This is a genomic window from Paenibacillus haidiansis, assembly GCF_036553665.1.
GTDB lineage: Bacteria > Bacillota > Bacilli > Paenibacillales > Paenibacillaceae > Fontibacillus > Fontibacillus haidiansis.
This window is the reverse complement of sequence record NZ_JAZHPZ010000001.1, coordinates 88,789-102,917: the sequence shown is the minus strand read 5'-3', so window position 1 is coordinate 102,917 and position 14,129 is coordinate 88,789. Positions and strand designations below refer to the sequence as shown.

Here is a 14,129-nt window from a genome sequence, read left to right as displayed (position 1 = left end):
AGAATAAGAACAATGCAAGCATTTACGAAAATGACCGGTATCGTCGGCCCTGTTGACCGTGTTAACGTCGATACCGATGCGATTATACCGAAACAATTTTTGAAGCGAATCGAACGGACCGGGTTCGGACAGTTTTTGTTCTATGAATGGCGTTTTGATACGGAAGGCAATGTGAACCCGGACTTTGCCCTCAACCAGCCGCGCTACGCGGGGGCATCGGTTCTGATCTCGCGCGTCAATTTCGGCTGCGGCTCCTCCCGGGAGCACGCGCCATGGGCGATTCTCGACTACGGCTTCCGCTGCGTGATCGCACCGTCTTTTGCGGATATTTTTTATAACAACTGCTTTAAGAACGGCATCCTGCCGATCAAGCTTTCCGAAGAGCAGGTGGAAGATCTGTTTCAGCGCACGGCGGCCCATGAGGGCTATAAACTGACCGTCGACTTGGAAAGCAAAACGATCACAGATGAATACGGCCTTCATATCGATTTCGATCTTGACGAGCACCGCCGCCAATTCCTGCTGCAAGGCCTGGACGACATCGGCCTTACGCTGCAGCATGAGGACTTGATTGCGGCCTATGAGCAAAAGAAATTCGCCTAATAGATTTATGTAAGGCAATCTTGCAGCCGCCCGGAATTCAAGAGAATTCCGGGCGGCTTTTTTGCATGAGGGGGTAATTTTGCCGTCCTTTTTTGTCTGCCTATGAAAATATAAGTCTATCAGAAAGGAATAATTTCTGATATTATGGAAGCAATTAGTAAACTTGTCGCATCGTTGGCCGCCGTCCGTTTTTTTATGACATGAGTTTGTCGGTATTCCTCGCACATACCGGAGCCACCCGGTAAATAACGAGAATGGTAGGGATTACATAATGAAGAAAATCGGATTTTTGCTTGTACTTGCTTTTTTTCTGCTGGCGTTCCCGGGATTGAGTCGAGCCGAATCGTCGGGAGCCCATATTTACCTGGACGGAGTCGAATTGGAGCAGCCTGCCCAGGCCAAGGCGGGCAATATTAACGGCAGCGTAATGGTTCCGCTGCGGGTGATTGTGGAAAGTCTGGGCTATGACGTGAATTGGGAGAAAGAGACCGGGGTGGTGACGATTACCCAGGGAGAGACGGATTTGCGGCTGACCGTCGGAAGCGGCGAAGCGACTGTGGACGGCAAGAGCGTAAGCTTGTCCGCTCCTCCGGTATTGCAAAGCAATTCGACGATGGTTCCTCTGCGGTTTGTCGGCGAACAAACGGGGCTTAAAGTTAGCTGGGATAACGATTCGAAATCGGCCTATCTTTATAGTCCAAACGGAGGAGCCGGAAGCTCCGCACGGCCCGGAATGGGCAGCGCCTCGCCGGGGGCGGAAACCGATGAGGTATTGCCGCCGGACGATAGCGATGTGGAAGACGCATACATACCCGAAACGCCGGTCGAGGATGAGTCTGACGGCGCAGGCGAAATCGGCTATATCAAAGGGATCAGCTTCAGCGAGAATCGGCTGATGATCGCAGGACCGAGCGACATTGAACCGAATGTGTTCACGATGAACGGGCCGGACCGGCTGGTTGTGGACATCCCGGATGTCGCTTTTGACGAGAGCTTCGGAGACATGCTTCCTCTTGATGAAACGAAGCGCGGACAATTTGCGGTAAGTGATTATCCCGATGTTACCCAGGTCCGTTACTCCCTGTTCAGCAGCGAGCCTTCGACGGTCCGGGTCGTTGTCGACCTTACTCACAGCGTGCAATATCAGGTAACGAATGACGGGAACGGACTACTCATCATTGATTTGACCGCGTCCTCCGCGAACTCGGGACTGAAGCCGGGCGCCGGCGGCAAGCCGCTTGTCGTCATCGATGCGGGGCATGGCGGCAGCGCGCCGGGGGCGACCAGCATTAATAACAAACTGGAGAAGGAATTTACGCTTGCCGTCGTATTAAAGGTTGAGCAATTACTCCGGCAGGAGAGCGGTCTCGATTATGTTTTGACCCGTTCCGCCGACGACACCCTATCATTGGAGGACCGGGCGAAGTTGGCGAACGATTTGAATGCGACGATCTTCGTGTCCGTTCACGGCAACAGCTTCGATGGGGCTTCCAATCCGACCGGTTTGGAAACGTATTATACGCGGGATGATAGCATTTCGCTCGCCAATGTGATGCACAACCATATGGTGGCGGCCACGGGGTTGACCGACCGCGGTGTCCGGCAAAAGAGTCTGCATGTAACGCGGGAGACGAAGATGCCGGCCGTCCTGCTTGAAGCGGGATACTTAAGCAACGTAAACGATGAGGCGCTAATGTACTCCGAAGATTTCCAGCAGCGTCTCGCCGAAGCCATTGTGGCGGGAATCAAGGAATATTTGGGCTTGTAGTCCGCCGCCATGGCGGGTACAAGCTTGATCAAGGGGGTTAAAGCATGAAAAAAATAGCGATTACGGGACTGCTTCTGCTTTCGATGTTGGCGGCCGCGGGCTGCGGACAAAAGCCGCAAACGGCTCCGGCCGCAGAACCCGGGGAACCGGTTCAGGAGACCCAAGTTACGGATCCGGGTACGGAAAATCCGGAGGGTGGCGGTCAAGTCGCGGAGGGAGCGGGTAGCGGCGAAGGGACTAAGGCGGACTCCGCGGCGCCGGAAGCCACCACGCAGACGATCGGGGTTTATTTTACCGATGATAACTTGATGGAGCTGCAACGAGTAGAGCGGGAGATTACGTATACGGAGGATCTGCTGAAATACAAGGAAGCGTTCAAGGCGCTGCAAACCGCAGACCCCGGACAGCTCTCATTGTGGGAGAAGATTGAACTGAATTCGGTACAATTTGCGGAGGGCGAGGTCGCGCTGGACGTTACCCTTCCCGCAGGAGCGCAGCTCGGAGCCGGCGGTGAGTCGCTTGCGATCGACGCTTTGAAACAGACGTTTTTCCAGTTCGACGAAGTGAAGGCATTGGAGCTTACGGTGGATGGCGAGAAGCCGGAGTCTCTAATGGGACATGTGGATCTTGAACATCCGTTCAAAAAATAAAAACAACGCCTAGCTGCCCTGGAGGGAACTCCGGGGCTCTCTTTATTTGCCAAGAAAAATAGCAATTTATCGCAACTTTTGAGGATTATGGGCGTCTAATATGTCGTCTGGTGGTGCCTGGGGCAACGGGCTTCTTCACCCGGTCATCATGAGGCAAAATTTAAGGATGGTAGGGGTGACGGATGAAAAAAATTGGGTTCACAGTGTTCATGTTTTTGGCTTGTATTTTATTTGTTTTTCCGCAAATCGGACAAGCCGCATCGGCGACCAGCATTTATCTGGACGGTAAAGCGCTGGATTTGCCGAAGAACGGCGAGATCCAAAACATCAATGGAAATGTGATGATTCCTATTCGTGTCGTCGTGGAGGAGCTGGGTTTTGACGTCAATTGGGATAAAAAGACGCGCACGGTAACCATAGAGCAGTCCGGTACAGTGATTAAACTGACCGTGGACAGCAGCACGGCAACGGTAAACGGCAAAGCGGTCAAGCTTGCGGCCGCGCCGAAATTGGTCAGCGACACGACCATCGTCCCGCTTCGCTTCATTGGCGAGCAGACGGGACTGAAAGTAAGCTGGGACAATACCAAGAAGTCCGCATATCTCATTACCCCGAATTCCGGAAGCGGAAACGGGACCGGCTCCGGCGAAAACGCCGGCAGCGGCAGCGAGGCCGGGGAGCCCGAGCAAGTGCCGGATCCGTCAGTCGATCTGGCGAATGTCGGAGGCATCAGCTTCGCCAACAATCGGCTTATGATCGCGGTCGACAAAAATGTAACACCGAAGGTGTTTACGATGACGGGGCCGGACCGGATCGTCATCGATCTGCCGAATACCAAATTCGCGGATACTTTCTCGAACGGGCAAATGCTTGATGAAACGAAGAACGGATACCTTGAAGTTACGGAATATCCCGATGTCTCCAAAGTCCGGTACGCATTGTTCAGCGATAATCCTTCGACCGTTCGGGTCGTTTTGGATATGAACAACGCCAAGTATTATGAAGTAGTTAACGAAAATGACGGCATTATTATCGTTAATCTGGATGCGGTTGCTCCATCGGAACCTGCGAAGCCGGGCGGCAACGGCAAAAAACTCGTTGTAATCGACGCCGGACACGGCGGCAAAGATCCAGGTGCGATCAGCGTGACCGGCAATAGGGAGAAGGATTTCAATCTTGCCGTCGCGCTGAAGGTGGAGGAACTGCTCAAGCAAGAGACGGATATCGATTTTGTCTTGACGCGAAGCAGCGATACTTATCCGACATTGCAGGACCGGGTCAAGATCGCGAATGATCTGGACGCCGATCTCTTCATTTCGATTCACGCCAACTCGGGCAGCGCGAGCGCAAGCGGCGTAGAGACCTATTATACGCGGTCGGAAAGCAAAGCGTTGGCCAACATTATGCACAAGTACCTCGTTCAGTCCTCGGGATTGTCCGATCGCGGCGTACGGACCGCCAGCCTGCATGTGACCCGGGAAACCGACATGCCGGCCGTCCTGCTGGAATGCGGGTATCTCAGCAACAAGAGCGATAACGCGTTGCTTTATACCGAAGCTTTCCAAGACAGCGTCGCCGCCGGGGTGGTTGAAGGAATTAAAGAATATCTAGGCATGAACTGACAGCATTTCGGTTAAGGAGGAAACGACAATGATTAAAAAACAACTATGGATTACCGGGATGCTCGTTCTCCTGCTCGCTTTGAGCACCGGATGCGGGCAAAAACCACAGGCTTCTTCGCCGGACGAGGGCTCCGTCAACGGAAACGCCGGGAACAGCGTGAGCGGGAATCAGACCGGCTCCGCCGCCGGGGGGAACAACAGCGTATCCCCGGGCGTCTCGGACCCGGATCAGGCCGCGGGCGAGCAAACGGAAGCAGAAACAGAAACGATCGAAACGTACTATACGGACGATCAAATGCTGGACCTGAAAAAATCTTCCGCGGAAATCACTTACGAAGATGAGGCGGAGAAATATCTGGCAGCTTTGGAAACTTTGAAATCAAGCGGGCAGGACGATTTGTTCGCCCTGTGGGAGAAGGTTGAATTCAATAAAGCCGAGCTCGAAAACGGACAATTGACGATCGATATTACGCTGCCGGACGAAGCTCGCCTGGGCGCCGGCGGAGAATCGCTGGCTTTGGATGCGTTAAAGCAAACGATGTTTCAGTTTACGGAAGTGCAATCGATCGAGCTGCTCGTGGACGGTGAACAGGTCGACACTTTAATGGGACATGTGGAGCTTGAACATCCGATGACAAGAAATTAGTCGATTTTTAGAGGAACATGGGGGCCGGCCGTCGAACATGGTAATGTGATCTTTTTTAAAGGGGAGAATGTGATGTCATCTTATAAACGAACTTTTAGACGTAGCACCAAGAAGGCAGTATCCACCATGCTCGTAACGGCGATGGTCCTTGGCGGGGGAACGGCCGCATTCGCGGACGGGGACCAGACTTCCACAACAACGCAAACGACAGCGTCTTCTTTAATTTTTAGCGATGTGAAAGACGGTTTCTGGGCTGAAAAGTACATCTATAAACTTGCTTCCGAAGGAATCATTCTGGGGGATGCCGGAAAGTTCCGGCCCGGCGACAGCGTGACCCAGCAGGAAGCGGTGACGATGGCTATCCGGTTTATGAATCTGGATTCGAAGCTTGGCGACGGTTCGGCCACTCCTTCCACGATGGAAGTGGGCACTTATTTTAAGCCTTATGTGGAGCTTGCGGTAAATGAAAATCTGATCAGCGAAGCCGAAGAAGTAAAGGCGACGGCGGCGGGCGAATCCTGGGGCAGCAAAAAGGCGACGCGTGAATGGGTCGCCAAGCTTCTGGTCCGGGCGCTGGGCAAAGATGCCGAAGCGAAGTCCGCGGCGGGAACTTCCACCGGTTTCGCGGATCAAGCCAACATTTCCGAAGCCGCCCGTGGTTATGTCAATGTGGCGGTGCAGCTTGAATTGACAAACGGGGTGGAAGGCAACAAATTCGAACCGCAAGGCAGTGTAACGCGGGCGCAGCTCGCCACCTTCTTCGGCCGGGGCAGCGAATATGTCGATCCGGGATACAGCACGGTTTCCGAAGGCATTGTTACCGGGCTGACCGATGACAAGATCACGCTGTACGTGGATGGCATGACCAAGAGCTTCGTACTCGATAATCGTTCCGTTTATTTTACGAAAGATTCGGAAACGAAGATCTCCAAAAGCAATTTGCGGCTCTACACCAAGGTGATGGTGGTCGATAAAGTCGGCTCGGCGGCTTACGTGGAAATTCGCGATCCCGAATTGCAGCTTGTCAGCACGGAAGGGACCCTGCTTTACACACTTTCGGATAACCGTCTGCTACTGCTTGTTGACGACGATTCGGTAACTTATACGTATGACAGCAGCACGAAATTCATCGACCAGAACGGCAATGAAATCAGTCCGGAGGATTTAACCAAGGACAGCATTGTGATCGTGCAGCGCGAGACGTTCAGCGGCTTGAACAAACCGGTGATCATTCAGGTTAAATCGGCCAATATCAACAAGAGCGGCAGCGGAACCGTCGAGGACGTGGATTTGACTGATAAGACGATCAGCATTCAGGACGATTCCGGCAACATGGAAACGTTCGGATTCGACAGCAGTTCCATTATGCTGTATCAGAACGAGCTGCTGGGCAGCGCGGGAGAAATCCAGGAAGGCGCTTCCGTCGAATATACCGTCAAGAACAGTGTCATTACCCGGCTGGAAATTACCGAAGGCATGGAAAGAACTGTAAAAGGAACCTTGCTCAGCATTGAAAGAGACAAGCTGCTCAGCTATACCAACACTTCCGGAAAGGCTGAAATCAAGTCTTTGGATGAGGATGTCGAGGTTATCATCGACGGGATTCTGAATCCGACCCTGGACGATCTGATTACGGACGTAAACGGCGGGGACATTGTGGAATTGACATTGAGCCCGGACGACGTGATCACCAAGATCGAAGTGACCGGCCGCCAAACCGAAGAGATGACGAATCTGACCGTCGTAAGCTACGATTCGAAATATCAAGCCTTGATGGTCGTGGATTCCAACGAGAAGATTCAGGCTTTTACACTCGATGACGACACGGAAATTATCGATGATTCCGATACGCTGACTCTATCGAAGGGCAAAGACCTTTTGTCCAAGGGCAAAAAAATCAGCTTGACCCATCTGGGCGACAGAGTTTTGTCTCTCGAACTGATTTATAAGTACGAAGGTACTTTTGTGTCTTATGACAAAGGAGACAAGGAGATCACCATTGAACTGGCAAGCGGCAAAGAAATCACGCTGTCTTACGATGGCTCCTCGCCCGATATTGAAGTATACGGGGAAAGCAGCCCATCGCTGTCCGACATCGAGGAAGGCGATCCGGTTACTGTGATCCTTTCGTCAAACCAGAACGAGGTAGACACGCTTGCCCTGAACAAAACGATGCAATTTAAAGTCGATCAGATCGGCGGCTCGAACAGCCGCGTCCGCGGCATTTCGGATGGAGAATATTATACGTTCTATGTCGATAAGGCGAAGCTCCTCGATGACAACGGAAAGGTGATCGATATTTACGATCTTGAGGAAGGCCAAACCGTCAACGTCGTTTTCAGCGGGCAGACGGCAACCTCCTTGCAAGTCATCAACCTGACCTATGGCGCGGTTGAGAGCATTGGGGATTCTTCGCTCGTCGTGAAGGATTACTCCGGCGAGTCTCAATCGTTCTCGCTGAAAAACGGCGTGAAAGTGGTAAGGGGCACGTCCGAAAGTAAAAATATTTCCAGTTTGACCACTTCGGACCGGGTGGAGGTCCGCAAGGCTACCGACGGTTCGCTGGTCGTAACGGTACTGACCAAGGAAGAACGGAAAGTATCCCGCTATGACGCGGTCAACAAAGAGATCATCACCTTGAGAGCGGGCCTCAGCGATACGAATTACCGCTTCCCGGTATCTTCGGACACATATATTCACCAAGGCGACACGACAATTTCCGTGCAATCCCTCCAAGAAAATGATAAAATTGTTCTATATTTCGACGGCGACACAGTGGTTGAAGTGGAAAAACAATAATCGTTTTCGTGAGAATAACCGTCTTGATACGGGATCATTCCCCGGTCAAGGCGGTTTTTTTGGGCGCTTCGGGATCGTGACGGGCAGGGAAAAGGCTGGATCTTTCGGCTTTCTCAACGTGAAGCCTATGCTTCCTGTTAGCATTTTTGCAAAACGCTTCAGGTTGCGAGAAGCTAGGGATTGAGGAACGGAGCTGAACGTTTTCGGAGAAAACGACTTCGGAAGCAGAGGCCGGAGAAGCCTACGTGAGTACCGGAAAGCCCGGCTGAACGCAAGATTCGATGCCGAATAAGCTTAAGAGCCTAGCTTCGCGATCAAAAGACGAATTATTAAATTACCGGAAGATGAAGATTTAATAATTTGGCTTTTCAGCGCCGAGAAGGTTGCGAGAAGCTAGGGATTGAGGAACGGAGCTGAACGTTTTCGGAGAAAACGACTTCGGAAGCAGAGGCCGGAGAAGCCTACGTGAGTACCGGAAAGCCCGGCTGAACGCAAGATTCGATGCCGAATAAGCTTAAGAGCCTAGCTTCGCGATCAAAAGACGAATTATTAAATTACCGGAAGATGAAGATTTAATAATTTGGCTTTTCAGCGCCGAGAAGGTTGCGAGAAGCTAGGGATTGAGGAACGGAGCTGAACGTTTTCGGAGAAAACGACTTCGGAAGCAGAGGCCGGAGAAGCCTACGTGAGTACCGGAAAGCCCGGCTGAACGCAAGATTCGATGCCGAATAAGCTTAAGAGCCCAGCATCGCGATCAAAAGACGAATTATTAAATTACCTTTAGGGGGTGGGGGAATGAATGCTGCAGAAGTGCGCCATATCCTGGACTGCATCGCCGCAATGTTTCCGGACGCGCATTGCGAGCTCAACCACAGCAACGCTTTCGAATTGACGATCGCGGTGCTGCTGTCGGCGCAATGCACGGATGCGACCGTAAATAAAGTGACGGCGGATTTGTTCCGGAAATACAAAACTCCCGAAGATTACGTTTCCGTTCCGCTGGAAGAGCTGGAGCAGGATATTCGCCGAATCGGCCTGTTCCGCAGCAAAGCGAAGCATATCCAGAATCTGTGCCGCATTTTGATCGAACAATACGGTGGCGAGGTACCCAGCGAGCATGATAAACTTGTAGAGTTGCCCGGCGTCGGCAGAAAAACGGCGAATGTCGTAGTATCCAATGCCTTCGGCATCCCCGCGATCGCGGTGGATACCCATGTGGAGCGGGTGAGCAAGCGCCTCGGGCTGGCGAATTGGAAGGATTCGGTGCTCGAAGTCGAGAAGAAGCTGATGAAGCGGGTCCCGAAGGAAGAATGGACGCAAACGCATCACAGGCTAATTTTTTTCGGCAGGTATCATTGCAAGGCCCAGAACCCGAACTGTCAGGTTTGTCCGCTGCTCGACGTATGCAGAGAAGGCAAGAAGCGTATGAAAAGGTCACAAGTAAGTAAAAATAGAGAACAGTGACAAAAAAAGATAACGATAGGTGAGGATGAGACTCAATGAAATGTATTTCCGTTTATACTGACAATTTCGAATTGTTTTCCGATGTATTTGAGCAAGTGATGGAAATGGACCTGCAGGAAAATGACGAACGTGAGCTGGAAGGCGTCACCGTCAGCGACTCCGGGGAAGTGCCGCAGCATTATGTAGAACGGATGTCGGTCAAACCTGAAGTAGTAGTTATGAGAGACCGCACCAAAGGGGTTACGATTTTGCAGCACGGCAAAGTGTTTGAAATATTGATCCCATCGCCGTCGGATGAGACCGAGGCGGCAGCATTATAATTGAAATGTAAATCAGCGGTGGCCGGGAGTTTCCCGGCTGCCGTTTTTGTTTTTTGTGGTAATTACCGCCGCGACACTGAGCAAACTATGCACACAAAATAAAGGGAAAACCTCCAGTTAATTTTACGGAATTATCGGTTTTCGAATAATTAACGGGAAAAGTTACAGTTAATTCCGCTCATTTGCTTCATTTTGGCTGATCTCGCAAAATTAACGGCATGTTTTCCAGTAAAAAAAGTAATAAAGGAGTTAAGCCCGAAAATAACTGGAGGTTTTCCAGTTAATTATTATAGTGGAAAACCGGCATGCATGAAGGAATTCTACATTTTAGATAAAAATTAAAGGATTTGTCCGGGAACGCTTCCAAGTGGTTTTAAGGTAAGGTAAAATGAATGCAAAACTAGAGAAAAAGAGAGTTTATCGGTCTTCCCGCCCCGGCTTGTCTCGCGGGCGAGCGGATGAGGAAGGGAAAAGGAGGGGTAGAGGTGGAAACGATTACAACCGAACCGGGGCCTGAAACCGCCTTGCCGGAAAGGCTAAACCGGCTGGAAGAATGGTACACGCACCAGGGCGATCCGGACGCCCGCGCAAAGGTTCGCGATTTAAGGGGAAAATGGTTTTCCGGCAAATTGACCTTATCGTTCTGCGGCCATTTCTCGGCGGGGAAATCCAGTTTGATCAACATGCTGTGCGGCAAGCCGGTGCTTCCGTCGGGTCCGGTCCCGACGACGGCCAATGTGGCTGCTTTACATAACGGCCCTCCACAAGCGCTGCTTGTCCCGGCGCAAGCGGAGAAGGGGAGCGGCGTGATTGACGGGAAGCTGCCGCTTAAGGTGGAGCTTGGCCGGTTGGATGAATATTGCCGGGACGGCGAAGCCTACGAAATGGTCTCCATTTGGGACGATATTCCACTGCTGGGCGAGCGCGGCGTGCTGCTGGACACCCCCGGGGTGGATTCGGGGGAGGCCGGCCACGCGTTGGCTACAAATTCGGCCTTGCATTTGGCGGACATCGTCTTCTATGTGATGGATTATAACCACGTCCTATCGGAAAGCAATCTCTCCTTTGCGCGGCGGCTTGCCGACTGGGGGAAGCCGCTCTACCTCGTGGTGAATCAAATCGACAAGCACCGGGAAGAGGAAGTGGAGTTCCGTTCCTACCGGGAGTCGGTGGAGCAGGCTTTTGCATTATGGGGGATTGAGAACGCAGGGGTCTTTTATATCTCGTTAAAAGACGAGCATCACCGGCTCAATATGCTGCCGCTGCTGAAACGGACGATTCAATCGCTCCTGGAGCGCCCGGGCGAGCTGCTTGAATACAGCATCGCGTGTTCGCTGCGCCACGGGGGTGAGGAGTTCTTGAAGCGCAAGGAAGCGGCCGAAGAAGAAGAGCGGGAGAGGCTGCTCAGCGAAGCCGGCGGAGAAGCGGGCATGGATGCGATCCGGGAACAGCAAAGCTCGCTCGAAGCGAAGCTCGAGGAAACCGCGGGGGCGGCCGAGCGCGTCCGCCGCGAGTGGCTGGCGGAGCTGGACCGCCTGCTCGGCAGCGCTTATCTTATGACCCCAGCGCTGCGCGAAGCTGCCGGGCATTATCTGGAAAGCCTGCAGCCCGGATTCAAGACGGGGCTGCTGTTTGGGCGCGGCAAGCGGGAGCGGGAAAGAGAGCGGCGGGCCGAACTGTTTCTGGCGCAGCTGAAAGAGCAGGTGTCCGCCCAGCTCGACTGGCATATCCGCGATTTGCTCCGCGGGCTGGGCCGCAGCCATGAGCTTTGGAATCCGGCTTGGGAAAGCCGGATGGACGAAGCGCTCCCGCAGGCGGAGGAAGCCTGGATCAGCGGCCCGGCCCGGGAGGGCGCGGTGCTGTCCGGCGAGTATACGCTTCGCTATACCGCCGATGTCGCGGCCGGCATCACCGGCCGCTACCGCCGCTCAGCCCTCGCCCTCGCGGACGGGCTGCTGGCGGAGCTCGCGCCGCGCCTGGCGGCGGCGCGGGAGGACCTGGCCGCGCAGCGCGAGGCGCTGCTGGCGCGGTCCTCGGCCGCGGCGCGGCTGGCGGCGCTCCGCGCTGCCGCCCAGGAGCGCGCGTCGCAGCTGCACGCGCTGCTCGGCGCGCCCCCGTCCCTCCCTCCTGGCCTCCTGCCGGAGGTGAGGGACGTGCCGGGCCTGCCGCCCGCTTCGCGGCGGCAGCAAACCCCGCCGGCGCACGCCGCGGGCGCGCCGGAAGCGACGGCCGCGCCGCAGCCCCGCGCGGCCGCTGTGCCGCCGGCCGCGGCCGAAGGCCGGCGGCGGCTCACGGCAGCCGCCGCGGCGCTGGAAGCCGCGGCGGAGACGCTGGCCCCGTACCCGGCCTTCGGGTCCGGGGTCCGGGACCTGCGCGCCCGCGCGGCCCGCTTGCGCGGCGGGACCTTTACCGTCGCGCTGTTCGGGGCGTTCAGCGCGGGCAAATCGTCCTTCGCCAACGCGCTGCTCGGCGCGCGGGTGCTGCCGGTATCGCCGCATCCGACGACGGCGGCGATCAGCCGCATCCTGGCCCCGGGCGACGGAATGAAGCACGGGGAAGCCGTGATCGGCTTCAAAACCCGGGAGGCGATGATCGGCGATCTCGCCCACTCCTTCACGGCTTTGCAGCTGGGCCCCTGGAAGGAGCGAAGCTGGCGAAGCGAAGTGGAGAAGCTGAAGGCGACGGATGTGCCACCGTCCGGCCGGGCTCATTACAGCTTTCTGAAGGCGGCCGCCGCCGGATGGGAAGACAACGCCGCCCGGCTGGGGACGCGTGCGACCGCCGGACTGGACGAATTCTCCGCCTACGCGGCCGAGGAATCCAAAGCCTGCTTTGTGGAAAGCATGGATCTTTACTACTCCTGCCCGGTCACCGAGCAGGGCATCGTCCTCGTCGATACGCCGGGGGCGGATTCGATTCATGCCCGGCACACCGGCGTGACGTTTCAATATATGAAAAACTGCGACGCCTTACTGTACGTAACGTACTACAATCACGCTTTTTCCCGGGCCGACCGCCAGTTTTTGGCCCATCTCGGGAGAGTCAAGGGCAGCTTTACACTCGACAAAATGTTTTTCATCGTCAACGCCTCCGATCTGGCCGCTTCCGAAGCGGAGCTGGCCTCGGTCGTGGAGCATGTGACGCAAGGCTTGCGCGGAGCGGGCATCGAGCGGCCGCAAATTTACGCGCTGTCGAGTCAAAACGCACAAACGGCGCAGGCCGCCGGTGATGAAGAACGGCTTGCCGCCTCCGGATTTCCGGCCTTCGAGGCGGTATTCTTTGACTTTATCGGCAAAGAATCGGCCGGCTTGGCCGTAGAGTCCGCCGGCCGGGAGCTGCAAACGGCGATCGGGCGGGCGCGGGATTGGGGACATGCCTTGACCCAAAGCCGCGAAGAACGGGAGGAACAGCTTGAGGTTATTCGCATGGAGCGGCATAGCTTTGCCGAAATGCTGCAAAGCTTGTCAGCCGCCGACAAGAGTCCGCAGATCATTCAGGAAACGGAGGAGCTGTTGTTCCATGTCCGAACCCGGCTGCGGCTGCTGGCGGGTGACCTGTATCACGAATTTTTCCACCCGGCCTTGCTCCGCGAGGAAGGCGGCGATTTAAAGCGGAAATTCGCCGCATCGTTCCAAGGCTGGCTGAGCCAGCTGTCGGTGGAGCTGGAACGCGAGCTTCAGGCGACCTCGCTGCGGCTGGAGAAGCGGTGCGACGCGATTATCGCGGCGGAATACACGGCCTGGATAGAGAAGGTAAAGGCCGAACTGAGAGTCTTTCCGGCTTTCCCGCAGAGCTCGGCTCCCTTAACCTGGGTAACGCCGGATTTCGGCGAAGGCGCGCTGGAGCAGCGCTTGAATGCAAGCGATTATGCCGGCTACTTCCGCAATCCGAAGGCCTTCTTTGAAGCCGGCGGCAAGCAGAAGCTGCGCGCGGTGTTGGAGCAGCCGCTGGAGCAAACTCTGAAGGAAGCGGTGGAAGAGGCCGGCCGCGGACTGGCGGACTATTATTCTTCCGAGACATCCCGCCGGTTTACCGCGATCGCAGCAAGGGTCGAGGCCGAATGGCTGGAGTGGGAGACCGGATTCGCGGAATTGGCGGCCGTTCCCGGGGAGGAATCGGAGTGGAATAAGGTTATGGAGCGGCTTACGGAATTGGCTTCCGCCATGACGCAGGAACCATAGGAAGCTTAAGGATAGTTTCGAATTTTGTAACTTTTTGTCGAATTATAAAGATTGTTAAAATTGGAGTATTGCATTA

The 14,129-nt window shown here is 54.9% G+C and carries 9 protein-coding genes; all 9 read left to right on the top strand.

The window, feature by feature from the left end; all coding sequences use genetic code 11:
• Positions 1 to 12: 12 nt before the first annotated feature.
• Entirely contained in the window at positions 13 to 603 is a 591-nt protein-coding gene (leuD, locus tag V3851_RS00420) for a 3-isopropylmalate dehydratase small subunit (protein ID WP_331844523.1), read from the top strand.
• 271 nt (positions 604 to 874) lie between these two features.
• Positions 875 to 2,371, top strand: coding sequence for an N-acetylmuramoyl-L-alanine amidase family protein (locus V3851_RS00415; protein ID WP_331844522.1), 1,497 nt, complete (start codon positions 875 to 877; stop codon positions 2,369 to 2,371).
• 44 nt (positions 2,372 to 2,415) lie between these two features.
• The gene (locus tag V3851_RS00410) at positions 2,416 to 3,021 is read left to right on the top strand and encodes a GerMN domain-containing protein (protein WP_331844521.1); all 606 of its coding nucleotides are present in this window, start codon (positions 2,416 to 2,418) and stop codon (positions 3,019 to 3,021) included.
• 182 nt (positions 3,022 to 3,203) lie between these two features.
• Complete coding sequence (locus V3851_RS00405) at positions 3,204 to 4,643, top strand: N-acetylmuramoyl-L-alanine amidase family protein (RefSeq protein WP_331844520.1); 1,440 nt, start codon at positions 3,204 to 3,206, stop codon at positions 4,641 to 4,643.
• 28 nt (positions 4,644 to 4,671) lie between these two features.
• On the top strand, positions 4,672 to 5,289 hold the full coding sequence (locus V3851_RS00400; protein ID WP_331844519.1) for a GerMN domain-containing protein: 618 nt from the start codon (positions 4,672 to 4,674) through the stop codon (positions 5,287 to 5,289).
• 72 nt (positions 5,290 to 5,361) lie between these two features.
• On the top strand, positions 5,362 to 8,088 hold the full coding sequence (locus V3851_RS00395) for an S-layer homology domain-containing protein (protein WP_331844518.1): 2,727 nt from the start codon (positions 5,362 to 5,364) through the stop codon (positions 8,086 to 8,088).
• A gap of 795 nt (positions 8,089 to 8,883) precedes the next feature.
• Positions 8,884 to 9,552 carry an endonuclease III gene (nth, locus tag V3851_RS00390; protein WP_331844517.1) on the top strand — a complete coding sequence of 223 codons (669 nt, stop codon included), beginning with the start codon at positions 8,884 to 8,886 and terminating at the stop codon, positions 9,550 to 9,552.
• A gap of 35 nt (positions 9,553 to 9,587) precedes the next feature.
• Entirely contained in the window at positions 9,588 to 9,872 is a 285-nt protein-coding gene (locus tag V3851_RS00385) for an NAD/NADP transhydrogenase alpha subunit (protein ID WP_331844516.1), read from the top strand.
• A gap of 485 nt (positions 9,873 to 10,357) precedes the next feature.
• Positions 10,358 to 14,053, top strand: coding sequence for a dynamin family protein (locus tag V3851_RS00380; protein WP_331844515.1), 3,696 nt, complete (start codon positions 10,358 to 10,360; stop codon positions 14,051 to 14,053).
• The last annotated feature ends 76 nt before the right edge of the window (positions 14,054 to 14,129 follow it).

Excerpts from the sequence above, each read along its gene's own strand:
- leuD (WP_331844523.1), top strand. The coding sequence starts at position 13 with ATGCAAGCATTTACGAAAATGACCGGTATCGTCGGCCCTGTTGACCGT.
- V3851_RS00415 (WP_331844522.1), top strand. The coding sequence starts at position 875 with ATGAAGAAAATCGGATTTTTGCTTGTACTTGCTTTTTTTCTGCTGGCG.
- V3851_RS00410 (WP_331844521.1), top strand. The coding sequence starts at position 2,416 with ATGAAAAAAATAGCGATTACGGGACTGCTTCTGCTTTCGATGTTGGCG.
- V3851_RS00405 (WP_331844520.1), top strand. The coding sequence starts at position 3,204 with ATGAAAAAAATTGGGTTCACAGTGTTCATGTTTTTGGCTTGTATTTTA.
- V3851_RS00400 (WP_331844519.1), top strand. The coding sequence starts at position 4,672 with ATGATTAAAAAACAACTATGGATTACCGGGATGCTCGTTCTCCTGCTC.
- V3851_RS00395 (WP_331844518.1), top strand. The coding sequence starts at position 5,362 with ATGTCATCTTATAAACGAACTTTTAGACGTAGCACCAAGAAGGCAGTA.
- nth (WP_331844517.1), top strand. The coding sequence starts at position 8,884 with ATGAATGCTGCAGAAGTGCGCCATATCCTGGACTGCATCGCCGCAATG.
- V3851_RS00385 (WP_331844516.1), top strand. The coding sequence starts at position 9,588 with ATGAAATGTATTTCCGTTTATACTGACAATTTCGAATTGTTTTCCGAT.